Genomic DNA, 24,216 nt, shown 5'->3' with positions numbered 1-24,216 from the left:
GGACCCGCACCGGGCGCGTCGGCCCGCCAACCGACATTCGGCCCTCCCTGCGGCGGACTCGGGCGCGGGGTCATCCCTGCGAAGTACGCCCTGGGGAGCGGGCCGTGGTCGGGCAGGCGGATGCGGCCCGGCGGGGGTGGGTCGCACAATGAACCGGTGGAAGGCGAAGACGAGCCGGCGGTCCGGCGTGGGTGGCGGGCGCGGCTGGCGATCGTGCTGCGCCCGGAGCCGGGACAGGTCCCGTTGTCGCGACGGGCGGTGCGGGTCGACGCGGTGCTGGCGATCGTGCTGACCCTGCTCGCCCTGGTCGTGGCGGCGCGGTATCCCGACAGTGGCCCGGTCCAGGACATGCAACGCGTCGTTCCGTTCGAGCCGCCCGAGCCCTCCGATCCGTCCCGGCCCCCCGAGCCGCCGCGACCGCCGGAAGTCTGGGGGCCGGAATACGTGCCCTCGTCCGTGCCCTGGCCGTTCGTGGTGCTCTCCGCGCTTCCGTTGGCCGTCCGACGTCGATACCCGCTGGCCGCGTTCACCGCGGTGTTGTGCGCGGGGGTGGCCATCGGCGAGGACGGCGCGTCCTGGATCACCGTGCTGACCTGCGTGATCGGCGCGTACAGCGCGGTCGTCTACAGCCGCTACCGGGTGCGTGCGGTCTGTGTGTTGGTAGGCGCCGCGGTTTTGGCCGGTGTCGCCTTCCGGGACTCGGCGCCGATCCTGCCGGGCTGGTCGAGCCCGGGTGTGGTGCTGCTGGTGGCGGGGGCACTCGCCGGGCTGGTGCTGTTCTGGCGACGGGAGTTGGCGGCGAGCCGGGATCGGTACACCCGGCTGCAACAGGCCCAGGAACAGGCCACCCGCCGGGCCGTCGAGGAGGAACGGTCCAGGATCGCCGCCGAATTGCACGACGTCGTGACGCACAATGTCAGCGTGATGGTTATCCAGGCGGGTGCGGCGCGCAAGGTGATGGACGCGGCGCCGGAACGTTCCAAGGAGGCGCTGCTCGCGGTCGAGGCCGGCGGGCGGGCGGCGATGGCCGAACTGCGCCATGTGATGGGGCTGCTCGCCGCGGCCGACCACGAGCGTCCCGACGACCTCGAACCCCAACCCGGACTCGACCGGTTGGACGAGCTGATCGAACGGGTACGCGCGGCCGGCACCCCGGTACGCGTCGCGATGTCGCTGCCGGCGGACCCGCTGCCGCCCGGGGTGGACCTGGCGGCCTACCGGGTGGTCCAGGAGGCGCTGACCAACACGATCAAGCACGCGCCCGGCGCGGCGGCGAGCGTCGTCCTCGGATATGCCGACGACTGCCTGGAGATCGAGGTCACCGACACCGGTGGCCGGCCCGGCGGCCGGGCGCTGGACGGCAACGGTCGCGGGTTGATCGGCCTGCGCGAGCGACTGGCGGTCTACGACGGCGAGTTGACCGTCGGCCCGACCCTCACGGGCGGATATCGCATCCGGGCCCGCATTCCGTGGCGGACGGCGTGAACCGGCCGGCCCTGCGGGTGGTCATCGCCGACGACCAGGCGCTGGTGCGGACCGGCTTCGGGATGATCCTGGCCTCCGACGGCATCGAGGTGGCGGCCGAGGCGGCCAACGGCGCCGAGGCGATCGCCGCCGTCCGGCGCACCCGGCCCGACGTGGTGCTGATGGACATCCGGATGCCGCAGATGGACGGCATCGAGGCGACCCGGCGCATCCTGGCCGATGGCGGCTCGACCGGCACCCGGGTGATCATCCTGACCACGTACGACCTGGACCACTACGTCTACGCCGCGCTCACCGCCGGAGCCAGCGGTTTCCTGCTCAAGGACGTCACGCCGGAGCAACTGGTCGCCGCGGTGTGCCTGGTCCAGGCCGGCGACGCACTGCTCGCGCCGACCATCACCCGCCGACTGATCGAGCGCTTCGCGCACCACGACGAGCCACGCGGGACACCGCCGCGCGACCTGTCCGAGTTGACCCCGCGCGAGTTGGAGGTGCTCCGGCTGCTGGCCACCGGCCTGAGCAACGCCGAACTGGCCGAGCGCCTGTCGCTGAGCCCGACCACGGTCAAGACGCACGTCGGCCGCATCCTGTCGAAACTCAACCTGCGCGACCGGGTGCAGGCGGTGGTCCTGGCCTACGAGACAGGGCTGATCGCGCCGGGCGGCACCGCTCGGGGCACCCACCATGCTGCCGATCACGGGTAGCGTTTCGCGAATACCCGTGCGGCTGCCGCGCGGTCGTCCCTCGGGCCTGGTGGCTTCCCGAGCCGCTGGATCGCGCCCTGCCGAAGGTCGCGCTCGAACACGGCTGATCCGCACGGCGGCGAACCCGACGGCCGACCCGACCCGTTCGGCGGTCGGGTCCGTCCCCGCGGGCCGTCATGCCTGCGGGTTTCCGGTGAGCGTGTTCCGGTTCGGCAGCGCGAGCAGCAGATCCACCGCGAGGCCGACCAGGCACGCCGGCACGCCCAGCGCCAACACCGCGCCCTGGACCACCGGGTAGTCCCGGTTGAGAATCGCCTCGACCACCCGCGCCCCCAACCCCGGCCAGGCGAACACGCTCGCCGCGACCACCGTGCCGCCGAGCAGCCCGGACGACAACGGCCCACCCGTCCCGGGCGTCGAGGTCGACGAGGCCGCGACCACCGACCCCACCAGGATCGCCGCCGGCACCAACTCGACGGCGTAGGGCAGTCGTTGTGCCAACACGTCGGTGACGGGCTCGCCGCTGCGGTAGGACGTGCCCAGATCGCCGGTCGCCAACCCGGACACGTAGTCGCCGAATCGCGCGACCCACGACCTGTCCAACCCCAGTTCGTGCCGCACCCGTTCGGTCTGCGCCGGGTCCGCGTTTCGCCCCGCCGCGACCGCGGCCGGATCCCCTGGCAGCAGTTGCACGATCGCGAACGTGCCCACGACCAGGACGGCCGGCACCAGGACGACACCCGCGAGCCGACCCAACAGGTAGCGCAGCCAAGGGTGTCGGACCCGAGACGACCGGTCCGCGGCCGGCTTGGCGCGCGAGGGAGCGAGAGACAACGGGTCTCCTTGGCAGGGGCCTGGCGTACGGCCAGGATCCGGGTTCGTCGCGCCGTCGGGCGGGAATTGCCGGATAGCATCCTGTCGATGAGCGATGCGCAGGATTCCGGCGGGCGATTCTCCGAACTCGATCTCGCGATCGTGGAGGCGCTCCAGGCCGCGCCCCGCGCTCCCTGGTCCCGCGTCGGTTCGGCGCTCGGCGTGGACGCGACCACGGTGGCCCGGCGCTGGGACCGGATGCGGGCGCAGGGCCTGGCCTGGGTCACCGCACACACCTCGGCGAAATCGGCCGCGGTCGCCTACGTCGAGGTCAGGTGCCGACCCCGCGCACTCGACCGGATCATCGCCGCGACGGCCGAACTGCCCTGGGTCTTCAGCGTGGACGAGATGACCGGCGACTTCGACCTGTTCCTGTCCCTGGCCGCCCCCGACCTGCCCACCCTCGGGCACGTCGTGCACCGCGACATCGGCGCACTACCGGGCGTGCTCTCCACCCGCACCCGGCTGGGCGTCACGCTCTTCAGCGCGGGCGGCGACTGGCGGATGCGGGCGATGGAACCCGCCGCGCGCGCCCGGCTCCCGCCCGCGAGCCCGCTCCGGCCGATCGTCTACAGCACCCGGTCCCAGGAACGCTCGGCGGAGGACTGGAGCCTGCTGCGGGCCCTGGGCGGGGACGGTCGGCTCGGCTACACCGAGTTGGGCGCCGCGACCGGCATGAGCGAACACACCGCGCGCCGCCGGGTCCAGCGGATGATCCGCGACCAGGACATCTCGTTCCGGTGCGACATCGCCCACCCGTCGGCCGGGTTCCGGGCCATGGTGGTCTATCTGGCGAACGTCGCGCACGGAAATCTCCGGTTCACCGGCAACGCGGTCGCCCGGATGGAACAGGTGCGTTCGTGCGTGTCCGTCAGCGGCCCGCACAACCTGCTGATCATCGTGTGGCTGCACGGACTGGACGGCATGGCCGGCTTCGAGGCCGGCCTGTCCGAACGTTTCCCGGACCTGGAAATCCGCGACCGTGCCGTCGCCCTGCACAGCCCCAAGCGCATGGGTCGGCTGCTGGACGAACACGGCCGCGCGGTGCGCCCGGTGCCCGTCACGCTGCCCCCCTCGCGACTCGCCGGCGCCCCCGCGGCCCGCGGTGCTCAGTCCGGCGCGGTGCGAACCAGGTGATCGAGGACCAGTTTGCCGCGCGGTGAGATCCGGTAGCCGACGGCCAGGCTCTCGGTCAGGCCGCGTTCCTTGAGTTTGCGTACGTCCGCCTTGAAACGGGCGGTCTCCCGGCCGACGCCGGCGGCCAGATCGGGGGCTCATACGGCGGGGTTGGCGTCGATCAGTGCCGGCATCGCGGTGGTCCACGGACCGCGTCCGCTGCGCGCGTCCAGACGGCGCAGGCCCGCGACGATCTCGTCGAGGTCCGCCGTCGACAGGTCGGTGTCCGCACGCAGTCCCACCCGTGGGTCCGCGCCCGCCAGGCGTAGCGTGATCCGGTACAACTGCCGGTCTTCGCCCGGGCGTTGGTCGGCCGGCAACTCCGCTCGGCCGGGGTAGCCCGCGTGTTGCGCGTCCCGGTCGCCGACGTCGTCGGGCGACACCGCCTCGACCGTGCCGACCTCCAGTACACCGACCTCGGTGCGCAGTCCGGTCCCGGGACGGACGGCGGGTGTGCGCCGGCGTCGGAACGCCAGGTCGACCTCGCCGGACGCGATCCTGGTCAGCACCTCGTGTCGAAACAACAACGCCAACTCCGGGTGCCGGGGGAGCGGAAGCCGGCCGGCCCGCCGGCCCCCACGGGGTGCCCGCACGGCGGCTTCCGCACACCCTATGTCGATCGCCCGGCGGATCGGGGCGGGAATCGCGACGATTACCAATGGCCGCCCGGGATGGCCGGCAAATGCCCGGCTTCGGGATCTTCCCGGCGGCCGACCTTTCGCCGGTCGGCGGCGAAGGCATAACCGTCTCGGTCTACCACAGGAACTCGTGCGGCCATTGATCGCAACGCCGCAGTGGCCGTTCCGTGCCGATGAGATCCGGATTCGCTATCCGTCGTCGATTTCGAGGGGGTCGGTCTTCCGGTCTGGGTGTACGATCTCCCCGCTCCCAGGAAGGGGATTCTCCACAATGGCTCAGCGCGTAGTCACGCTCTACACCGATGATGTCACCGGCGAGACCGGTGAAGACATCGCAACCCATACTTTTGCGTTGGATGGCGTCACCTACGAGATCGACCTCGGCGAGGACACCTACCAGCAGTTGTTGGACAAGTTGGCGCCCTACTTCGGTGCCGCCCGCAAGACGGGTACCGCCGCCCGGCGCGGCCGCAAGGGAGCGCGTTCCACCGGTCAGGGCCCGGACCCGGTGAAGGTCCGCGAATGGGCGCGGTCGCAAGGCATCGAGGTCAATGCACGCGGACGGGTTCCGGCGGATCTCATCGAGAGGTACCAGGCCGCCCACTGACGGCCGGTATCTCGCGCGCCGTCCGGCGTTCGGTCGACCGTCCGCGGCGGGACGTCCGCACGGGCGAGGCCCGGCATCGCCGGGATACGACCACGACCCGGATTCCACCACGACCCCGCAGGCACTCCGCCTGCGGGGTCGTTGCCGATCCCGGGGCCGCCCGCCGGCGCGCGCGCCGATCCGCACGCGGGGAAACCGCCGACCACCCGGGCGCGGGAACTTCGGCCGGGGCATTGGCCGTGTCGAACTCGGCCGCTCCGGAGGTTATTCGCCGGGCCGGCGTGTCGGCGCCGCCTTTCCGGGAATTCGGCGACTTTGGTCGCGTCCCGCCGCGTTCATTGCGATCCATAAAACGCCGACGGCGACCGGACGGAAAGTTGCCCGGCGGGCCGGAAACCGTTCGGCTGCCGTTCGGTTGCCGGCCCGGTCGCACCGTCGGGCGGGGCGGGTGCGGGGACGCCATTCGGCCGAGAGGCGACGCCTCTCGAAATGCCGGACCCGGGCCGGTACCGGAGCCTGATCGGGAGGACGGAGTCGGCCGGCCTCGCGACGGAGGGGACGTGCCGGTGGAGCGGGCCAGGGAAGCGGCCGAGACGCGTGAACTGCACGACGTGCTGAGCAGCCCCGGCTATCTCCGGTTGTTGCTGTTGTCCGCGCTGGTGGGCATTCCGATCTCGCTGGCCGCGTTCGGGTTCCTCGCCGCCGAGCACGCGGCGCAGAACGGGCTGTGGGAGCACCTCCCGCACGAACTCGGCTACGCCGACCCGCCGTGGTGGTGGCCGCTTCCGCTGCTCACCCTGGCCGGCTCGATCGTGGCCGCGGTGAGCAGCTACCTGCCGGGGAAGGGCGGGCATCTGCCGGTGGAGGGTCTCGGCGGGCGCCCGACGGCGCCGTCGGCGCTCCCGGGCGTGCTGCTCGCGGCGCTGGCGAGCCTGCCGCTGGGCGCGGTCCTGGGTCCGGAATCGCCGTTGATGGCACTCGGGAGCGGGCTCGCGCTCGTGGCCGTTCGCTCGGCCCGCCGCGCTGCGGCTCCCCGGTTGGTGGCCGTGCTCGCGGCGGTCGGTTCGACGGCGGCGATCGCGACGGTCTTCGGGAATCCGCTGGTGGCCGCCGTACTGGTGATCGAGGCGGCGGGAATGGGCGGCCCCCGGTTGTTCGCCCTGATCCTCCCGTGCCTGCTCGCGAGCGGCGTGGGCGGCGTGGTGTTCACCGGCTTCGGCTCGTGGAGCGGCCTGTCCATCGGGTCCCTGTCCCTGTCGACGCTGCCGCCGAGCCGGTCGTTGCGGGTGGGCGACGTGTTGTGGGGCGTCCCGCTCGCGGCGGCGATCGCGTGCGGTGTGGTGTTGGCGATGACGTTCGCACGCCGCGTCGCCGACCGGGCGGCCGGCCGCGCGGCGTGGTGGTCGGTGGGCGGCGGGATCGGGGTGGGCGTGCTGATCGCCGCGTACGCCCTCTGCACCGACCGCTCGCCGGCGGAGGCGGCCCTCTCCGGCCAGTCGACGCTGGCCGTGCTGGCCGCCGACCCGAACGCGTGGCCGGTGTCGGCGCTGGCACTGCTCCTGGTCTTCAAGGGGGCGGCCTGGTCCCTCTCGATGGCCACCCTGCGCGGCGGGCCGGTGTTCCCGGTGCTGCTGCTCGGTGGTGCGGCCGGAGTGCTCTGCGCGAGCCTGCCCGGCCTCGCCACGCTGTCCGGGTTGGCGGTGGGCCTGGCCGCGGCCGGGTCGGCCACGCTGCGGTTGCCGGTCTCCGCGACGGTCCTGGCGGCGATGCTGCTGGGCAAGGACGCCGCAGCGGAGCTGCCGCTGCTGATCATCGCCTCCGTGGTGGCCTTCGTCGTCGGCGAGTTGTTGCGCGGCCGATGGATGCGGCGACCCGCCGAGCCCGCCGAGCCCGCCGAGCCGCCGGCAACCGGATCGGCGGAACCGGGTGCGCCGGCCCGGGAATGATCCGGCAAGGGGGTAGGTTATGGAGGTGTCGGTGAGGGTGTGCCCCCGGGCCCAACCATTGCCTCCGTGGAATACCGCTCGGCTGGAGCCACGGTGTGCCTTCCGCCGTGAGGCGGCCACCCTCACCGGCCTCGACGTCGACGGCGCCGCCCGCAATGCGGGCGGCGCCGTTTCTTCGTGCCGGGGCGGGCCGGCTCGTGCGTCGGGCCGGGGTCGTCCCGTCGGCCGGGCCGCACGCGTCGCCGGGGCCTACGCGTCGGTCGCGATCCGGAGCGTCGCGGTCAGGCGGGTGGGTGCGTGCGGGTCGGCGGCCAGCGGTTTGCACACGCGGGCGGTCTCCACACAGACGAACTCCCGCCAGCCGTCGTCGGGCACATCGGCCATCGTGCGGGTGAGTTCCGCGCCCGGGTTCCACACCACCACGTCGCTGTGTCCGGCGTGCCGCACCTCGACGACGCGCCCCCCGGTCCGGTCGTGCACCCGGGTGACGTCGTCCGGGCGGGTGTAGATGCGGTCGATCCGGTCCGGGAAGGACAGCCCGTCCTCGCCGGTGTCCGGGTCCTTGCCCGTGTCCGCCTCGACGTCGAGGACCTTGTCGAGGTAGGGCCCGTCCAGACCGGTGATCCGGACGCCGGCCAGGTCGCCCACCCGCAGGTAGGTGTGCAGCGCGGCGGTGCTCTCGAAGTCGCCGCGCGCCGTCAGCTCGATCCGGCACTCTCGCGGGCCCAGCGTGAAGCGGGCCTCCACCTCGAACGCGAACGGCCAGTACGCCCGCGACCGCTCGTCGTCGCGCAGGACCAGGCTCAGGTGCAGCGCGTCGTCGGCCGCGCCGGAGCCGAGCAGTGTCCACGGCAGGATGCGGGCGAACCCGTGGTTCGGGCGACCCGCCGGTCCGAACCACGGCCAGCAGATCGGTACGCCGCCGCGCACCGCCCGACCCTCCTCGAAGACCCCGTCGTCGCTCAGCCACAACACCGGCTCCGCGCCCTGCGGCTGCCAGGCGAACAGGTGCGCGCCCTGGAGGGCGAGCGCGGCACGTACTCGCGGGTGGTCCACCACGACCACCTCCAGCTCGCCCAGCCGGCGCAGCGAGAGGTGGTCGTCGAGCCGCCGGAGGACGGGCAGGGCGAATACGTCTTCGGGCACGTCAAGACCTCTCACGTTGGTCGGGGCGCCGCCGCCCACCGAACCCGTCACGATGCCACAGGCGCGGCCGCCCCCCGGAACCACCCGCGCCGGCGAGCGCGTTGTCCGCCCCGGCCGGGCGCCCGGACCCGGTCCGACCCGGGGTTCGAGTCAGGGGCACGGCGTCGCGCCGCGCGGGTTCAGGTTCTTGTCGAAGCGCACCAGGACGGTCTTCGGGCCGTTCCGGTCGGTGATCTCCAGGGTGCGATCGTCGAGGAAACGTGCGCCGGCGAGTTGCTGTTCCTCGTCGCACTCGTACAGCACGTCCGAACGCCGATCCAGACCGTCGGTGATGCGCAGCACGAGTCCGCCCGAGGATCGCAACAGCCCGGCGGTGCTTATCCGTACGGCCTGCACCCGGCCGTCGGGCGAGACCGCCTCGACGCCGTGCACCGTCTGTTTCCAGACGAACGTGCTGCACAGTGCGACCAATGCCAAGAAGGCGAGCGGGATCCCCGCCAGGCCGAGCAACAGTCGGGGGAAACACCCTCGGAAGGTCCACCAGCCCTCGATGCACACGGACGCCAACACGACCGAGGTCGCCAGGGACCCGCTCGTCAGGGCCTGGTGTCGAAAGATCTCCAGGTTCCACGGATTCCAGGCCGCCAGTCGCCACTGGATCACCGTCAGCACGCCCAGTCCGATCAGCACCCCGCGCCGTATGACGTCGGCGTCGCTGGGAATCGGTCGTGCGTCAACCTCGCTCGGCGCCGACTCGACCATGGGCCCTCCCGGGATCGGGCCGATCCCCCTCGAAATCGGTACGGCGGGAACCTACCGTGCTCGGCCGCATACCGGTAGCCACCGAAACGTGACCTTCGGGCCCGGCGCGCCGGCGGCGCGGCTGAAGTTCGTCGGGTGGGCACCCGGTGGTCATCGGGTGTTGTGCGGACGCGGCTAGGTTGGCGCAGGCACGCGCTCCGGGAAAGGTGGCACATGGAATTCCGTTACCTGGAGTCTTTTCTCGCGATTGCCGACGAACTGCATTTCGGCCGGGCGGCCGAACGGCTGCATCTCGCGCAACCCTCGTTGAGTCAGCAACTCCAACGTCTCGAAAAAGAATTGGGCGTCGTATTGGTCGCCCGCACCTCGCACGAGGTACGACTGACCCCGGCCGGGCAGGTATTTCGGGCCGAGGCGCAGGGCATCGTCGAACGGTTGGCCAAGGCCGCCGATCTGGCCCGGGAGGCGGCGGCCGGGCGGGTGGGCACGGTGCGGGTCGGGTTCAACTTCCCGGCCGGGCAGCGGGTGTTGCCGCCGACGTTGCAGCGGCTGGCCGAGGAGCATCCGGGGGTGCTGACGTCGTTGTGGGAGAAGCGCAGTGGGCCGCAATTGTCCGGTCTGCTCGCGGGTGAGCTGGACGTCGCGTTGATCTTCGGCCGGCCACTGAGCGCGCGGTTGCGGTCCCGTCGGCTGTTGTCGCTGCCGCTGGTCGCGGTGGTCGGCGACGGGCATCCGTGGGCGCGGCGCGAGCGGGTGGCCTTTCGCGAACTCGCGCACCAGCCCTGCGTACTGTTCCAACGCGAGCAGAGCCCGGCGATGTACGACACCATCGTGCGCGCCGCCCAGGACAGCGGGATCAGCCTGACCATCGCCGACGAGGTGGACGACACCGGTGCCACCGGCGTGGTGGTCTCCACGAGACCGGTCGTGGGCTTCGCCTCGGACGCGGTACGGGCCGGCCAACCGGCGACGCGTGGTCTGAGCGTGGTGCCGTTGGTGGATCCCGTACCGATGTTGAGCCTGGACGTGGTCTGGCGCGCCGACGATCACGACCCGCTCGTGACGGCGTTCCTGGACAGCGTCGAGACGATCGAGGTGGCATAGGCACGGCGGCGCGGAACGACGGTCGCGGCTTTCGGCGCGTTTCGGCGTGCTCGGCCCCGGCCCGACCGCGGCGATTGTCCGAGGCAATGGTGCGTTCGTCGATTGCTCATTGCCGGTCCATGGCCGGTGAATCACGATTTCGGTGCGAAGGCACGGCCTTTCGCATCGACTCGTGGATCGGATTCGGAAATGCAACTCACCGTGCTCGGCTGCCGTTCGGGCATGCCGGCCGACGGGCAGGCCAGTTCGGGCTATCTCGTCACCTCGGCCGGCGGACACATCCTGCTCGACTGCGGTCCGGGCGTGATGACGGGCCTGGGGTCGGTCACTCGGCCGGATCGGCTCGACGCCGTCGTGATCAGCCACATGCACCTCGACCACTGCTACGACCTGCTCCCGCTCGGCAAGCGGTTGTTGGCCGCGACGGTGCCCTACCCGGGCGATCTGCCCGAGTCGTTCAAGCGGGCCGCGCTGCCGCCGCCGCGCGCCGATCGGGGGCGGCTGCCGCTCTACGTCCCGGCCGGCGCCCGCGACGTGCTGGACCGCCTGGCGGCGCTGTTCCCGGTGCGCACCATGCCGCTGCTGGATCAAGCCTTCGAATTGGCTTTCGAGGTGCGCGAGTACGCCTCCGGCGACACGTTCGCCGTCGCCGACTGTCGGGTGCGGATGCACGAACTGCGGCACTCCTCGCCCAATTGCGGCGTGCGTGTCGAGAGCCCCGACGGCACGTTGGTCTACACCGGCGACACCGGGGTGACCGACGCGCTGCCGGAACTGGCCCGGGACGTGGATCTGTTGCTCGCCGAAGCCACGCTGGAGCAGACCGACAACGGTGCGCACGGGCACCTGAGCGCCGCCGACGCCGGTCGGGCCGCGGCCGCCGCCGGTGTCGGGCAGCTCGTGCTCACCCATTTCGTCACCGCCGACCCGGCCTGGCTGCGGGCGCGCCGGGCCGAGGCGGAGGCGGTCTACGACGGACCCGTGCGATTGGCCCACCCCGGGGCTCGATTCGACGTTCGGAAAGGCTCGTGATGCAGGCGACACGGACAGTGGCGACAGGGACAGTGGCGGCTCGGATACCGGCGGTCCCGACGACGCGGGCCCGGAGCCGGGCCGGCGGGGCCGGTGGGGGTGGCGCGGTCCTGGCCCGCCGATCCGTCCTGGGCCTGTTCGGACTGGCGGCGCTGACCGCGTGCGGCGCCGACGGCGGCGGGAGCGGCGGGGGTGGTGGCAAGACCGTCACGCTCGACTTCCTCTCCTACAATTACGGCACCCCCGACCTCGGCGGACAGGGCACCCAAAAGCTCATCGACGCCTTCCACGCGGCCAACCCCGACATCCGGATCCGACCGCAGGGCGTCGCGGTCAAGGACGTGCTCACCAAGCTGCGCACCGACACCGCCGCCGGCAATCCGCCCGACGTGGCGCAGATCGGCTGGAGCAAGATGGCCGAGGCGTACGCGAACCTGCCCCTGGTACCGGTCCAGGACCTCGTCTCCCCGGCCGACTGGCAGGCCCACGTGGCCGGCATGTCCCGGGGCGTGCTCGACGCGGTCAGGCACGACGGCAAGGTCAAGGCGATGCCGTACACGATGTCCATCCCGGTGTTGTTCTACAACGCCGACCTCTTCCGCAAGGCCGGGCTCGACCCCGACCGCGCGCCGCGCACCGTCGCCGAGATCAAGGACGCGGCGCTGGCCGTCACCCGCACCGGCGCACAGGGCGTCTACTTCGCGGTCGCCGACGCCGGCAAGTCCGACTACCTCACCCAATCGGTGATCGCGAGCAACGGCGGCACGCTGCTGCGCCCCGACGGCAGTCCCGCGGTGGCCGACCCGGCCGCCGTCGGCGCGCTGACCGTGCTGCAGGACCTCACCGTCTCCGGCGCCGCGCCCGCGGTGTCCGCGAACGACGCCGTCGCGGCGTTTGCGGGCGGCAAACTGGCCATGATCGTGCTCAGCACCGCCGCGTTGACCAACTTCGAGAAGGCCGCGAACGGCAAATTCGACCTGCGCACGGCCGGCTTCCCACGCTTCACCGACGCACCCGCCCGACCGACCTACTCCGGTGCGGGCCTGGCCGTGCTCACCAAGGACAAGGCCCGACAGCGCGCCGCCTGGCGGTTCGTCGCCTTCCTCACCGGGGCGCAGGGCTTCACCGTGATCACCCGGGACATGGGTTATCTGCCGCTGCGCCCGGCACTGGTCACCGACCCCGCCCACCTGGCCGACTACTTCGCGCAGAACAAACGCCTGCTGCCCGCGCTCGACCAACTCGACGCGGTCACCCCGTACACGTTCTTCCCCGGGCGCAGCGCCAATCAGGCGGTGCTGGCCCTCCAGGACGAGGCGGTGGAGCCGATCGTGCTGCGCAAGGCCGATCCGGCCCGGACGCTGAACGAGGCCGCGAGCAAGATCCGTTCGCTGGCCTCGCGCTCGTGAGCACGACCGCGGTGCGGACCGCACCCGGCCGGCGCGCACCGGACGCACCGGCGGGGGAGCCGGGCGCGGGCACCGGCGCCCGAGCCGCGCGCGGCCGGCGCACCGGGCGGGTGGGGCCCTGGCTCTATCTCACGCCGATGTTGGCGTCGCTGGTCGTGTGGGTCTACGGGCCGCTCGTGTTCACCGGCGTGCTCAGCTTCCTGGACTGGGATCTGACCTCCGACCGGCGACCGTTCGTCGGCCTGGACAACTACGAACGCCTGTTCGGAGAACCGGAGTTCCCGCAGGCGATCCAGCGCACGCTGCTCTACGTGGTACTGATGGTCCCCTTCGCCACGTTCGTGCCGCTGGGACTGGCGATCATGCTCTGGAAGCGGCCGGGACGCGGCTCGGAGATCTATCGGGCACTGCTCTTCCTGCCGGTGGTGCTGGCCCCCGTCGCCACCGCCGTTTCCTGGCAGTTCGTGTTGAACCCGCTCCAGGGGGTCGCCAACGCGACGCTCGGCGGCCTGGGCCTGGGGTCCGACCGCAACTGGCTCGGCGATCCCGACACCGCCCTGCCGGTCGTGGTGGCGGTCACCGCGGCGAAGATCGTCGCGCTGAACATGCTGCTGTTCGGCGCCGCCCTGGCCGGCATCGACCGGCGCGGTATCGAGGCCGCCCGCGTCGAGGGCGCCACCGAATGGGAGATCACCCGCTTCGTGGTCTGGCCACAACTGCGCCGGACCACCGTGCTCCTCGGCTTCGTGTGCGTCGTGCTGGCCGGCCAATGGGTGTTCACCAACGTGGCCGTGCTGACCCAGGGCGGCCCCGACGGCAGCACCGACAACGTCTACCACCGGCTCTACACCTACGGCTTCACCTTCTTCGACATCGGCGCCGCCTCGGCCGCCGCGGTCGTCATCGTCCTCGCGCTCACCGCCCTGTTCGCGCTGCGCGTCCTGGCCGCACGCGTCACCCGGAGGTTCGCCCGTGCCCGCCCACGCTGACCCGCCCACCCCGGCACCGCGCACCCTCCACCGGCGGGCCGCCGGGTATCCGCGTGCCCCGCGGGTCGGCCGCGTCCTGCGCGCGGGGGCCCGGCACGCGGTGCTGCTCGCCGTCGCCGGCGCGATGCTCTTCCCGGTCCTGTGGGCGCTGATCACCTCGTTCAAACCCGCCAACGACATCTACGGCACCGATCCGGTGCCGTGGCCGGCGAGCCTGGAGCACTATCGCAGTGCCCTGGACGACTTCCCGATCGTCCGGCTGCTGGTCAACACCTTCGTGATGGCCGCCGGTGTCACGCTCGCGCAACTGACGGTCGGCGTGCTCGCCGGCTACGCCCTGGTGCGTTTCCACGTCCCGCTGCGCGGCTGGATGATGGGCGCGCTCGCGGTGGCCCTGGTCGTGCCGACCCAGTCGCTGATCGTGCCGCACTTCCTGATGCTCGCCGAACTCGGGTGGCGGGACAGCTACCCCGGCCTGGTGCTGCCGCAACTCTCCGGCTGCGCACTGGCCGTGTTGCTCCTGCACGAGCACGTCAAGGCCATCCCGGCGGGCCTGCTCGGAGCCGCCGCGCTGGAGGGCGCGACGCCGTGGGAGACCCTGCGTTTCGTCGTGCTCCCGCTGCTGCGCCCGGCCCTGGGCGCGGTCGCCGTACTGGTGTTCATCAGCACCTGGAACGAATACCTGTGGCCGCTGTTGGCCGCGCCGAGCCGGGAACACACCACCATCCAGGTGGGCCTGCAACTGTTCCAGAACCAGGAAGGGCCCAACCCCGGGCCGCTGCTGGCCGCGGCCATGCTCGCCACGCTGCCCGTGGTCGCCGTGTACCTGTTCGCCTCGCGTCGCGTCGCCGACGCGTTCCTCCACTCCGGATTGCGGTGACCCCCGACATGACCGACCGAGCCGCCCTCGGCGGGATCGTGCTGCGCGATCTCGTCAAGTCCTACGCCGACGGAGACCGCCCGGCCCTGGACCTGCCGGAACTGACCATCCCACCGGGCTCGTTCACCGTCGTGGTCGGCCCGTCGGGATGCGGCAAGTCCACCGCCCTGCGGCTGATCGCGGGCCTGGAGACACCCGACGCGGGACACATCGCCATCGACGGCGCCGACGTCACCGACCTGCCGCCCGGCCGCCGCGATCTGTCCATGGTCTTCCAGGACTTCGCGCTCTACCCCCATATGACCGTCGCCGAGAACGTGGGCTTCGGCCTGCGCATCCAGGCCCGGCACGACCGCCGTCGCGGGCTGACCGCCCGGATCACCCGGACCGGGCGCGCCGACGCGCCGGCCGCCGCGTCCCGGGCCGAGATCGCGGAGAGTGTGCGGCGGGCCTGCGCCCTGGTGCGGCTCGACGGCAAGGAGCACCGGCGGCCGAGCCAACTCTCCGGCGGCGAACGGCAACGGGTGGCGCTGGCCCGGGCCCTGGTACGGGGTCCGTCGGTACTGCTCCTGGACGAGCCGCTGTCCGCGCTCGACGCCCAGTTGCGCCACCACGCGCGCGCCGAACTGGTGCGACTGCACCGAGAGTTCGGTTGCACCGCGGTGCTGGTCACGCACGATCAACTGGAGGCGTTGTCGATGGCCACCCACCTGGTGGTGCTCGACGGTGGCCGACTCTCCCAGGCCGGGTCTCCGCAGGAGGTGTACAGCCGACCGGCGAACACGTTCGTGGCCGGCTTCCTCGGCAGTCCGGCGATGAACCTGCAACCGGTGGAAACGATCGCCGAGGGGTCGGCGACAACGGCCGGGGTCGGTCTGCGCGCCCCCGGGTTGCAGGCGCGACTCGCGGGCCCGGCCGAGCCGTTGCCGGCGGGGCCGGTGTCGTTGGGTTGGCGTCCGGCCGACGGCGTGCCGGAGGCGGCGCCCGCGGGCGGATTCGGGTCGGCGGCGGGCGCGCTCACCGGTGCGGGGCTGGTCGTGGACGGGATCGTCGACATCGTCGAGTACACCGGCGACGGCCGGGTGGTGACCTGCCGGAGCACGGTCGAGGGTGGCTCGTCCTGGGCGGTCACCGTGCCCGCCGAGGGCCCGTTCCGGGCGGCGGGGGAGCGGGTCCGGGTCCGGGTCGCGGCCGAACGGCTGCACCTGTTCGGACCGGACGGGCGGAGGGTGGAGCACCCGGAGTCGGACGGGCCCGACCTCCGGGGGCGAGACCGAGCCGACGCCGGAGCCGAGGCCGAGCGTGTGGCCGGGCAGCGTCTCGGCGCGGCCGACCAGGTGCGGGCATGACGGCCGCGCGAGCCACCGCCGACATCGTGGTGTGGAGCGACTTCGGCGGCGTGCTGACCTCACCGCTCGACGAGGCCCTCGACCGCGTGCTCACCGCCGCCGACCTGCCCGCGGACGCGTTCCGCGAAGCGGTCCGCCGGGTCGCCGACGACCTCGCCCCGGGCACCGGATGCACCGGCGACCTGGAGGCACTCGAACGCGGCCGGATCAGCCAGGCCGAGTGGGGCCGCCGGGTCACCGCCGCGCTCGCCCCGCGAATCCCACGCATCGACCTGACCCGCTTCGGCGACCACTGGTACGACGGCCGCCTGATCGACACCCGGTTGCTCGCCCACCTGCGCACGGTCGAACGACCCGGCGTGCGGATCGGCCTGCTCACCAACAGCGTGCTCGAATGGGAACCACACCGACAGGCGCTGCTGCACGCCGCCGCACCGCACCTGTACCCGGGCCTGTTCGACACCGTGATCGCCTCGCACGTGTGCGGCCTGAGCAAGCCCGACCCGCGGATCTACGCGCACGCCGAGGCGACGGCCGGCGTGCGACCGGATCGATGTGTGCTGATCGACGACGTGCCCGCGAACTGCGCCGCGGCCCTGGCGCGAGGCTGGCACACGATCGTGCACACCTGCACGGACACCACCATCGCCGCCCTGGACGGGTGGCTGCGCTGTCGGTGATCACCAGTACGTTCGGTGCGTCCCGTCGATCCGGCGGGCCGAATCCCCTGGGCGTAAAGGAGATGGTGTGTTCCCGGATGGGGAAGTGTGGGAGGCATCGAGCGCGGCGCGGGTGATCCCACCCGCCCGGCCGCGCAAGCTCGCCAAGGTCCCGTTCGTCGAACTGGCCGACGGACGCCTCCAGGGCGTGGTGTCGAGCGGCTCGGACATCGGGCGGGTCTACGTCTCGTCGATCGCGACGCGCAGCTACGCCTTCGCGTGCAGCACCAACAACAACCGGCCCTGCGGCGGCGCGCACGGCTCGTTCTGCAAGCACATCGGCGCGATGATCACCGAGGCGGTGCTCCAATACGGCGCCGACCGGGTCGCGCGCTATCTGCGGGTCGACGCGGCGGCCGACGCGCGGGCCATCACCGAGGCGATGACCGCCACCCGCCCGGCGCAGGCCGATCGTTCGGCCGCGGCTCCCGTCTTCAGCCGCTTCCTGCGCCACCTCGGCTATCTCGAACTCGCCGCGACCACCGCGCCGTTGCCGGAGATGCAGTGGTTCCCGCCGACCCGGGCGGTGGCCTGATGCGCGCCGACCTGCTCGCCGAACCCATCGCCGGACTCGACGAGGCCCTCGCGGTCGTCGAGGCGTTCGACCGGACCCTGATCGGCGGCCTGCTTCGACCGCAGCCCGCGCAGGCCGCCGCGTTGGCCGAACTGGCCGCCGCCGTCGGGGGTACCCCGCTGGCCGGCGCGGTTGCCGAAGCGGTCGAGAAGGTGTCGGTCGGCGCCGCGAGCGAGGAGCACCTGCTCGTCCTGGCCGCCGCCCGCACCGCGCTGCTCGGCGCGATCCACGACGCGCTGGTGGCCCGGATCGACGAGGCCACCGGCCGAGCCCGCGCCGAGCAACCGGCCGTCGAGTCCGGCACGTTCGCGGCGGTGAACCTGCTCGCCGCGGCCCGCGCCTGGCTCGCCGACCTGGCCCGCGCCGGCTGGCAGGGCATCGACCACGACCTGGTCTCCGGAGCGGGGCAGGTCGTCTTCGCGATGCTCCCGGACCCGACGCTGCGCCGCTCGGCCACGCTGTTGGACGGCTTCGCCGCCGAACTCGCGGCGTCCTGCCCCGGCGCGGCCCTGGAGCGCATCCCGGTGCGCCGCTGGGCCGACCTGTGGTCGCGGGCGATGTTGCTGACCCATCCCGGCGCCGTCGCACCGCCCGGCACCGACACCGTGACCGGCCGGCTGTTGCCGCTCGGCATCGACCTGCACGAGCACCCCACCGCCGTACAGGCCCAGGTGCACGCGGTGTTCGAGCCCGCCGGCGGCGGCCCGGCCCGCCTGGTCCGGGCGAGCGTCTCGGCGCCCAAACCGGACACCGTGGTCGGCGTGGGCGGGTGGCAACTGCTGCGCCCGCATCTGTCGTTGTCGGCCGCGGCCGGCGACGGGCGCTCGATGGATCTGACGGACATGCCGATCACCGCCGAGGGCGACCTGATCTGGAGCGACGCACACGCGCGGGTCGGCAAGCCCGCCGACGCTTTCGCCACCGCCCGGGTCGCGCTGCCCGGCGCCGGCGCCGGGGCGATCGCACCCCTGGACCGGCATCCGGCGGGCATCGCGATACCGGTGTTCCTGGAGGACTACGGGGTGGACCGGGCGGACGGCGGGCTCGCGTTCACGCTCGCGGGCCACCGGATCGCCGTCGACGCGGACCGCATCCCCTCGGCCGGACCGCTCACTCCCGACGCCGTCGCGACCTCAAGCGCGTGCATCGGCTTGGTGCGGTGGGACGCCGGCGACTTCCGGATCCAGCCGCTCGCCGTCGAGACCGCGGTCAAGAAGAAGACCGTCACGATCCACGCCGGCGCCTGGGCCGGCGGCACCGCGGACAAGGTGGGCGTCAAGGCCGAACAGGCCGCCGGCGAAGCAGTGCGGGTGTTGCGCGAACGCGCCGGGAAGTTGTTGCGCACATGAGCGAGCCGAGCACTGTACCCGTCCCGAAAGCCGCGCTCGACCTCGCCGCGTCCGCCTCTGTCGACCTTGCTGGCGCATCCGCAGCCGAGCCGGTCACCGAGCCGGTCGCCGACGAGAATCGTCGGCAGGTCCTCTACTGGCGGCTTCTGGCCCGCCTGTTCGACCCGCAGGAGCAGGCAAGCCTCGAATCGGCGAGCCTGGCCGTGGTCGAGGACCTCGGCCTGCCGCCCGCGCTGCTGGACCCACAGGCGTCCGCCGACGCGATCGTGCAGCGACACCCCGAACTGGCCGCCGAGTTCGAGGACCTGATGGTGCCCGAGCCGGACCCGGACGGCCGCGACCGGGCCGCCGAGGTGCGCCGCGCCGCGATGGTGGGCAAGTTGCTGCTCAATGTACTGGGCACCGGATCGGGCACCGTCAGCGCCGAACAGTTGTCCCGCTGGCAGTCGGACGCCGGCTGGCTGGAGCGTGCGATCGGCTGCGAGCCCGGCGATCTGCGCGGCGGTCGGCCCGGGTCCGCGGGTCGAGCAGCCGGCCGGACCGGCACCGGCGTCGGCGGCGGAACACCCGATCTCGGCACGCTGATCCCGGCGATCGGCCCGGAACTGGCCGCCATCGAGGCGGACCTGGTCAAACGCATGAAGCTGCGCGAGGTGCTCGCCGACTCCCGGCTCGCGGCGCAACTGACCCCGAGCATGTCGCTGATCGAGGAACTGCTGCGGGACAAGAACAATCTGTCCGGCGTCGCGTTGGCCAATGCCAAGGATCTGATCCGCCGCTTCGTCGACGAGGTCGCCGAGGTGCTGCGCACCCAACTGGCCAAGGCCAGTGTCGGCACGCTGGATCGGTCGATCCCGCCCAAGCGGGTGTTCCGCAACCTCGACATCGACCGCACGATCTGGAAGAACCTCACCAACTGGGATCCCGAGGAGGAGCGGTTGTACGTCGACCGCCTCTTCTACCGGCACACCGTCCGCAAGACCACTCCCTCGCGGCTGATCGTGGTCGTGGACCAGTCCGGCTCGATGGTCGACTCGATGGTCAACTGCACCATCCTGGCGTCGATCTTCGCCGGACTGCCGAAGGTGGACGTACACCTGATCGCCTACGACACCCAGGCCATCGACCTCACCCCGTGGGTGCACGACCCGTTCGAGACCCTGCTGCGCACCCAACTCGGCGGCGGCACCGACGGCACGGTCGCGATGGCCCTGGCCCGACCCAAGATCGCCGAACCGCGCAACACCGTCGTGGTGTGGATCTCCGACTTCTACGAATGGCACACCGAACGGCTGTTCGCCGACATGGCGGCCGTGCACCGCTCGGGAGCCAAGTTCATCCCGGTCGGCTCGGTGACCAGTTCCGGTCGCGGCAGTGTCAACCCCTGGTTCCGCGAACGCTTCAAGGACCTGGGCACACCGGTGATCTCCGGGCACATCCGCAAGCTCGTGCACGAACTCAAGACGTTCCTCGCCTAGAAAGGCTCCCTCACATGTCCGACCTGTTGCGCGCGCCCGTCGAACTCAAGTACGCCGAGGAGCTCGACTGGCTGGAGTCCGTCGACGACGGCCCCAAGCCCTTCACCTGGCGGTTGTCGCCGAAGATGATCCGCCTGTTCGTGCTGGGCTCCGAGCGCTCCGACGGCCTCGACCGGGAGATCGCCCAGAAGTGGTTCGGCGACCGCAGCATCGTCGAACGCGCCATCGTCACACTGGCCTCGGACCGCGGCCTGCTGCTGATCGGCGACCCGGGCACCGGCAAGAGCTGGCTGGCCGAACTGTTGGCCGCCGCGATCTGCCGCAACTCCACCCTGGTCGTGCAGGGCACCGCCGGCACCACCGAGGACCACATCAAGTATTCGTGGAACGTGTCGATGGTGATCGCCAAGGGCCAGTCGCGGGAGTCGATGATCCCCTCGCCGATCATGACCGCGATGGAGTCCGGCGCGATCGGCCGGTTCGAGGAACTCACCCGCTCCACCAGCGACGTGCAGGACGCGCTGATCTCCATCCTGTCCGAGAAGTACGTCTCGGTGCCGGAACTGGACGACGACGCCATCGTGTTCGCCAAGCCGGGCTTCTCCGTGATCGCCACCGCCAACAGCCGCGACCGAGGCGTCAACGACCTGTCCTCCGCCCTCAAGCGCCGCTTCAACTTCGTCCGCATCCCGGTGGTGACCAACAAGAAGAGCGAGGCGGAGATCGTCCGCTTCCGCACCGAGGAACTGCTGCGCCGGCACCGGATCGAGCTGGAGGTGCCGCCGACACTGCTGGACGTGCTGTTGCAGAGCTTCGCCGACCTGCGCGCCGCCTCGGCGGCGGCCGGCAGCGACGACGAGCGGTTGGAGTCGTCGTTGTCCACCGCCGAACAGATCGGCGTGCTGGAGGACGCCATCCTGCACGGCAACTTCTTCGGTGACCGCGCGTTGACCGCACACACCCTCGCCGCCTCCCTGGTCGGCTCGCTGGCCCGACGCGAACCGGAGGATCTGGCCATCATCAACAAGTACCTGCACGGCGTGATCGAGCCGCGCGGCAAGGAGGAGGGCGGGCACTGGCCGGAGTTCCTGGAGGGTGGTCGCACGGCGATCGCCGCCCTGTCGTGACCGCCCCGGACGAGGGCGCGTTCGACGCGCTGCGCGGTCAACTCCGGGATGCGGCGGCGACGTTCGCCGACGGGCCGGACGCATTGGCGGACATCCTGCTCGGCATCGTCGACGACGTCGACCGGGCGGCCCGCGAACCCCTGGAGATCTTCCCGGTCTGCCACCACTCGCCCGCCTCGGCGATCGCGATGGCCCGACGGCTGCGCGCCAAGCAGCCGAAGGTGGTCTATCTCGAACTCTGCGAGGACATGGCGCCGCTGCTGTCCGAGCTGCGCAACTGCACGCTCCCGGTGGCCGTCCAGGCGTTCGCCTCCGAGATCGACGGTTTCCCGATCGAGTGGGCGCCGCTGTCGGTGGTCGCGCCGATCACCGAGGCGTCCGCCGAATACCAGGCGATCGCCTATGCGTTGGACACCCCCGGGGTCGAACTGGTCCTGGTCGACCGTTCCTCGGACCACGTCTACCAGTGGGAACCACGCGACCGCGACGGCGGCGAGCAGGCCGATCCGGACGCGCCGCCGGCCGAGGAGGAAAGCGCGCTGCACGGCGACGCGATCGGCCTGGAGATCGGCGATCTGCGTCCGCGCTTCGCCGAACTGGAGGAGCACCTGCTGCGGCACGGACGGGTGCGGCACTGGTCGGAATGGTGGCACCAATACGTCGAACTGCCACTCGGCGACTGTGACCACGACACCTACCGACAGGTCATGGTTTTGATCGGCAGCCTGTTCCGGCGGCTGGCCCCCGGCGACTCGCGGCGCGTGCGGGTGGACGAGGACCGCGAGCGCTACATGTGGACCCGGATGCGCGAGCACCTCGCCGCCACCGGCACCGATCCCGCGGACTGCCTCTACGTCTGCGGCGCCTTCCACGCGGCGGCCCGGGTCGCCGAGTTCGGCATCGAGGGCACCGACACCTACGAGATCGGCCCGCGTACCGCGACCACGTGGCAATACGGGCTGATCCCCTCCAGCCACGCCGCGATCGAGGCGCAGTTCGGCCTCGCGGCCGGGTCGGTGTCGATCGCCGCGACGGTGTGGGCGAAGAACCTCCGACGTACCGGCGCACAACCGTTCCGGCTCGTCGGTCAGGCGGGCGCCAAGAAGGCCGCGAAGCCGAAGAAGAGCGCGAAGGCCGCACCGTCGGCGCCGGCCGTGCCGGACGCCCCGGCCGGCGACCGCTTGTCCGGTTTCCTGGGTCGGCCGCCGGTGCTGGATCGACTGGACGAGGACGAACTGCTCGGCTGGTCCGTGGAGGTCGTACGGGCCGCGCGCCGCAACGGCTATCTCGCCTCCACCGCGGACGCCATCGCGGTGTTCGAGACGTCGATCCTGCTCGCCGAAATGCGCGACCGGGCCAAGCCCACGCCGTACGACTTCCAGGACGCGGCGGTCACCTGCATCGAGAAGGACGTCGTGCCGGGTCGGCGCGACGTGCGCCGCCTGGTCGAGATCATGATGGGCGGCGACCGGATCGGCAAGGTGGGCTACGACGCCCTGCCGCCGCTGGCGCGGGACGTGCACGACCGGCTCGCCCCGCTCGGGCTGAACCTGGAACAGCGGGGCGTGCGAAGGGCGTTGCTGGATATCGCGGCCCGGCCGGAGTTGGCGCGCTGTTCCGACGTGTTGTGGATGTTGCGCTATCTGATGCCGCCGGGCACGGCCCGGCCGATCATGGGCGAGCGGCGGCTGGGCGAACCGGCGATCCAGGAATCGTGGGACCTGGCGCTGGGTACCCAACAGCGCGCGCTGATCGAACTCGGTTACGAGGGCGTCAGTATCGAACAGGTGCTGGAACAACGACTGCGCCGCGCCGCCTACGGCCCGCACGCGACTGCGGCGAGTGTGCTGGCGGCCGTCGAGGACGCGACGCTGTACCTGCGCGGCGGCCGACTCGCCGAGGAACTGGGCGGTCGGGCACTGGACGTGCTGGCGACCGAGCGCAGCGTCGACGGTGCGCCGGAAGTGTTGCGCAGGGTACGGCGGTTGCTGGCCTACTACCGAACCAGCGAGCCGGTGCTGCCGACCTGGATCGAGTCGTTCGTCAAGACCGGATACGCGCACTACTGCACGCTGCTGCCGACCGCGTTCACCGACGAGGACGCCGGTGTGCGTGAGGTCGCGGCCATGCTGGGCTTCCTGTTCGGGATGGAGAGCCTGGCCCTGTCCCTGGGGTGTGACAGGACCCAACTGGAGTTGGCGATCGCGCAGTCGCATCCCGAGGAGCCCGCGAAGGTCGCCCTGTCGTGGGCGGCCCGAGTACAGCTCGGCGGGCTGTCCCGGGCGGAACTGCGCCGGCGCTGCGACGAATTGTTGGGCAATCCGCTGGTGTTGCCCGCCTATCCGCAATACCTGAGCGGATTCGTGCACGCGCTGGAGCCGGTGCCGGGGTTGACCGACTTCGTGGTGGAGGCGGTGTCCAACGCGTTCGCCCGGCTGCCGGACCCGGTGTTGCTGCCGTGGTTGCCGACCCTGATCGGCACGTTGCGCTCCGGCGGCGCCGAACTCGCCCCGCTGCTGATCCGCGAGGCCGGGCGGATCTTCCCGGGCCGGCTCGCGGCGTTGGACGCGTGGGTGCCGCCGTGGCGGGCGCCCGCCGGGCCGGCGGTCCGCCCGGCCGGCGGCCGTTCGGGCGCCGGGGGTCCCGGCCTCGCCCTGCTCGCGGCCCATCCGGTCGCGTGCGATGCGGTGGCGGCGCTGCTCGGTTGCACCGAGCCGTGGGCGTCGGCGGAGGTCGGCGCGCCGGGGGCCGCGCTGGTCGAACGCCACCCGGCGGCGGCCGCGGCGCTGGCCGCGTTGTTCGTCTTATGTGATCGCCGATCCGGCGGCGGTGTAAGCGCCGTCGCCGATCTCGATCGGGGCGATCAGCA

General features: G+C 72.0%; 21 protein-coding genes. 17 read left to right on the top strand and 4 right to left on the bottom strand.

Annotated features, from left to right (window positions below; all coding sequences use genetic code 11):
• Positions 1–156 precede the first annotated feature (156 nt).
• Positions 157–1,485 (top strand): histidine kinase, encoded by a 1,329-nt coding sequence (locus tag ABZ374_RS32780; RefSeq protein ID WP_360318043.1) that lies wholly within the window; start codon positions 157–159, stop codon positions 1,483–1,485.
• On the top strand, positions 1,470–2,189 hold the full coding sequence (locus tag ABZ374_RS32775; RefSeq protein ID WP_360318040.1) for a response regulator transcription factor: 720 nt from the start codon (positions 1,470–1,472) through the stop codon (positions 2,187–2,189). Before ABZ374_RS32780 ends, ABZ374_RS32775 begins: the two co-directional genes overlap by 16 nt.
• Positions 2,190–2,363: 174 nt before the next feature.
• On the opposite strand, the gene ABZ374_RS32770 is transcribed toward ABZ374_RS32775, so the two are convergent.
• Entirely contained in the window at positions 2,364–3,023 is a 660-nt protein-coding gene (locus tag ABZ374_RS32770; RefSeq protein ID WP_360318038.1) for an ABC transporter permease, read from the bottom strand.
• Between the two features lie 87 nt (positions 3,024–3,110).
• Here ABZ374_RS32770 and ABZ374_RS32765 point away from each other — a divergent pair, with 87 nt between their 5' ends.
• Positions 3,111–4,199: an Lrp/AsnC family transcriptional regulator gene (locus tag ABZ374_RS32765; RefSeq protein ID WP_360318036.1), complete on the top strand. Its 1,089-nt coding sequence runs from the start codon at positions 3,111–3,113 to the stop codon at positions 4,197–4,199.
• Between the two features lie 137 nt (positions 4,200–4,336).
• On the opposite strand, the gene ABZ374_RS32760 is transcribed toward ABZ374_RS32765, so the two are convergent.
• Entirely contained in the window at positions 4,337–4,765 is a 429-nt protein-coding gene (locus tag ABZ374_RS32760; RefSeq protein WP_360318034.1) for a hypothetical protein, read from the bottom strand.
• 382 nt (positions 4,766–5,147) lie between these two features.
• Here ABZ374_RS32760 and ABZ374_RS32755 point away from each other — a divergent pair, with 382 nt between their 5' ends.
• Both ABZ374_RS32755 and ABZ374_RS32750 read left to right on the top strand, forming a co-directional pair.
• The gene (locus tag ABZ374_RS32755; protein WP_360318032.1) at positions 5,148–5,483 is read left to right on the top strand and encodes an Lsr2 family protein; all 336 of its coding nucleotides are present in this window, start codon (positions 5,148–5,150) and stop codon (positions 5,481–5,483) included.
• Positions 5,484–6,043: 560 nt separating this feature from the next.
• On the top strand, positions 6,044–7,429 hold the full coding sequence (locus tag ABZ374_RS32750) for a chloride channel protein (RefSeq protein WP_360318030.1): 1,386 nt from the start codon (positions 6,044–6,046) through the stop codon (positions 7,427–7,429).
• A 249-nt stretch (positions 7,430–7,678) separates the two neighbouring features.
• On the opposite strand, the gene ABZ374_RS32745 is transcribed toward ABZ374_RS32750, so the two are convergent.
• A complete protein-coding gene (locus tag ABZ374_RS32745) occupies positions 7,679–8,575 on the bottom strand; it encodes a D-hexose-6-phosphate mutarotase (protein WP_360318028.1) in 897 nt (298 codons plus the stop codon).
• 150 nt (positions 8,576–8,725) lie between these two features.
• Complete coding sequence (locus ABZ374_RS32740) at positions 8,726–9,337, bottom strand: hypothetical protein (protein WP_360318026.1); 612 nt, start codon at positions 9,335–9,337, stop codon at positions 8,726–8,728.
• 213 nt (positions 9,338–9,550) lie between these two features.
• On the opposite strand from ABZ374_RS32740, the gene ABZ374_RS32735 reads away from it, so the two are divergent.
• The 12 genes from ABZ374_RS32735 to ABZ374_RS32680 all read left to right on the top strand — a co-directional run.
• On the top strand, positions 9,551–10,441 hold the full coding sequence (locus ABZ374_RS32735; RefSeq protein WP_360318024.1) for a LysR family transcriptional regulator: 891 nt from the start codon (positions 9,551–9,553) through the stop codon (positions 10,439–10,441).
• Between the two features lie 189 nt (positions 10,442–10,630).
• Positions 10,631–11,473 carry an MBL fold metallo-hydrolase gene (locus ABZ374_RS32730; protein WP_360318022.1) on the top strand — a complete coding sequence of 281 codons (843 nt, stop codon included), beginning with the start codon at positions 10,631–10,633 and terminating at the stop codon, positions 11,471–11,473.
• Between the two features lie 32 nt (positions 11,474–11,505).
• Positions 11,506–12,882 carry an ABC transporter substrate-binding protein gene (locus ABZ374_RS32725; protein ID WP_360318020.1) on the top strand — a complete coding sequence of 459 codons (1,377 nt, stop codon included), beginning with the start codon at positions 11,506–11,508 and terminating at the stop codon, positions 12,880–12,882.
• The gene (locus ABZ374_RS32720; protein ID WP_360318017.1) at positions 12,879–13,871 is read left to right on the top strand and encodes a sugar ABC transporter permease; all 993 of its coding nucleotides are present in this window, start codon (positions 12,879–12,881) and stop codon (positions 13,869–13,871) included. Before ABZ374_RS32725 ends, ABZ374_RS32720 begins: the two co-directional genes overlap by 4 nt.
• Positions 13,855–14,751, top strand: coding sequence for a carbohydrate ABC transporter permease (locus tag ABZ374_RS32715; RefSeq protein ID WP_360318014.1), 897 nt, complete (start codon positions 13,855–13,857; stop codon positions 14,749–14,751). Before ABZ374_RS32720 ends, ABZ374_RS32715 begins: the two co-directional genes overlap by 17 nt.
• Before the next feature lie 8 nt (positions 14,752–14,759).
• The gene (locus tag ABZ374_RS32710; protein WP_360318012.1) at positions 14,760–16,100 is read left to right on the top strand and encodes an ABC transporter ATP-binding protein; all 1,341 of its coding nucleotides are present in this window, start codon (positions 14,760–14,762) and stop codon (positions 16,098–16,100) included.
• Positions 16,097–16,780 (top strand): HAD-IA family hydrolase, encoded by a 684-nt coding sequence (locus tag ABZ374_RS32705; protein WP_360318009.1) that lies wholly within the window; start codon positions 16,097–16,099, stop codon positions 16,778–16,780. The genes ABZ374_RS32710 and ABZ374_RS32705 overlap by 4 nt, the downstream gene beginning before the upstream one ends.
• A 67-nt stretch (positions 16,781–16,847) precedes the next feature.
• Entirely contained in the window at positions 16,848–17,354 is a 507-nt protein-coding gene (locus ABZ374_RS32700; protein ID WP_360318007.1) for a hypothetical protein, read from the top strand.
• The gene (locus ABZ374_RS32695; RefSeq protein ID WP_360318004.1) at positions 17,324–18,742 is read left to right on the top strand and encodes a hypothetical protein; all 1,419 of its coding nucleotides are present in this window, start codon (positions 17,324–17,326) and stop codon (positions 18,740–18,742) included. The genes ABZ374_RS32700 and ABZ374_RS32695 overlap by 31 nt, the downstream gene beginning before the upstream one ends.
• A complete protein-coding gene (locus tag ABZ374_RS32690; protein ID WP_360318002.1) occupies positions 18,739–20,220 on the top strand; it encodes a VWA domain-containing protein in 1,482 nt (493 codons plus the stop codon). The genes ABZ374_RS32695 and ABZ374_RS32690 overlap by 4 nt, the downstream gene beginning before the upstream one ends.
• 14 nt (positions 20,221–20,234) lie before the next feature.
• Positions 20,235–21,347, top strand: coding sequence for an AAA family ATPase (locus ABZ374_RS32685; RefSeq protein WP_360317999.1), 1,113 nt, complete (start codon positions 20,235–20,237; stop codon positions 21,345–21,347).
• Positions 21,344–24,216, top strand: a 2,873-nt coding sequence (locus ABZ374_RS32680; protein ID WP_360317996.1) for a DUF5682 family protein, incomplete at its 3' end; no start/stop codon positions are given. The genes ABZ374_RS32685 and ABZ374_RS32680, both read left to right, overlap by 4 nt.

Origin of the sequence: Embleya sp. NPDC005971 (assembly GCF_040629175.1) — a bacterium.
GTDB lineage: Bacteria > Actinomycetota > Actinomycetes > Streptomycetales > Streptomycetaceae > Embleya.
Note: the sequence above shows the minus strand (reverse complement) of the source record. Positions and strands in the feature narration are given on the sequence as shown.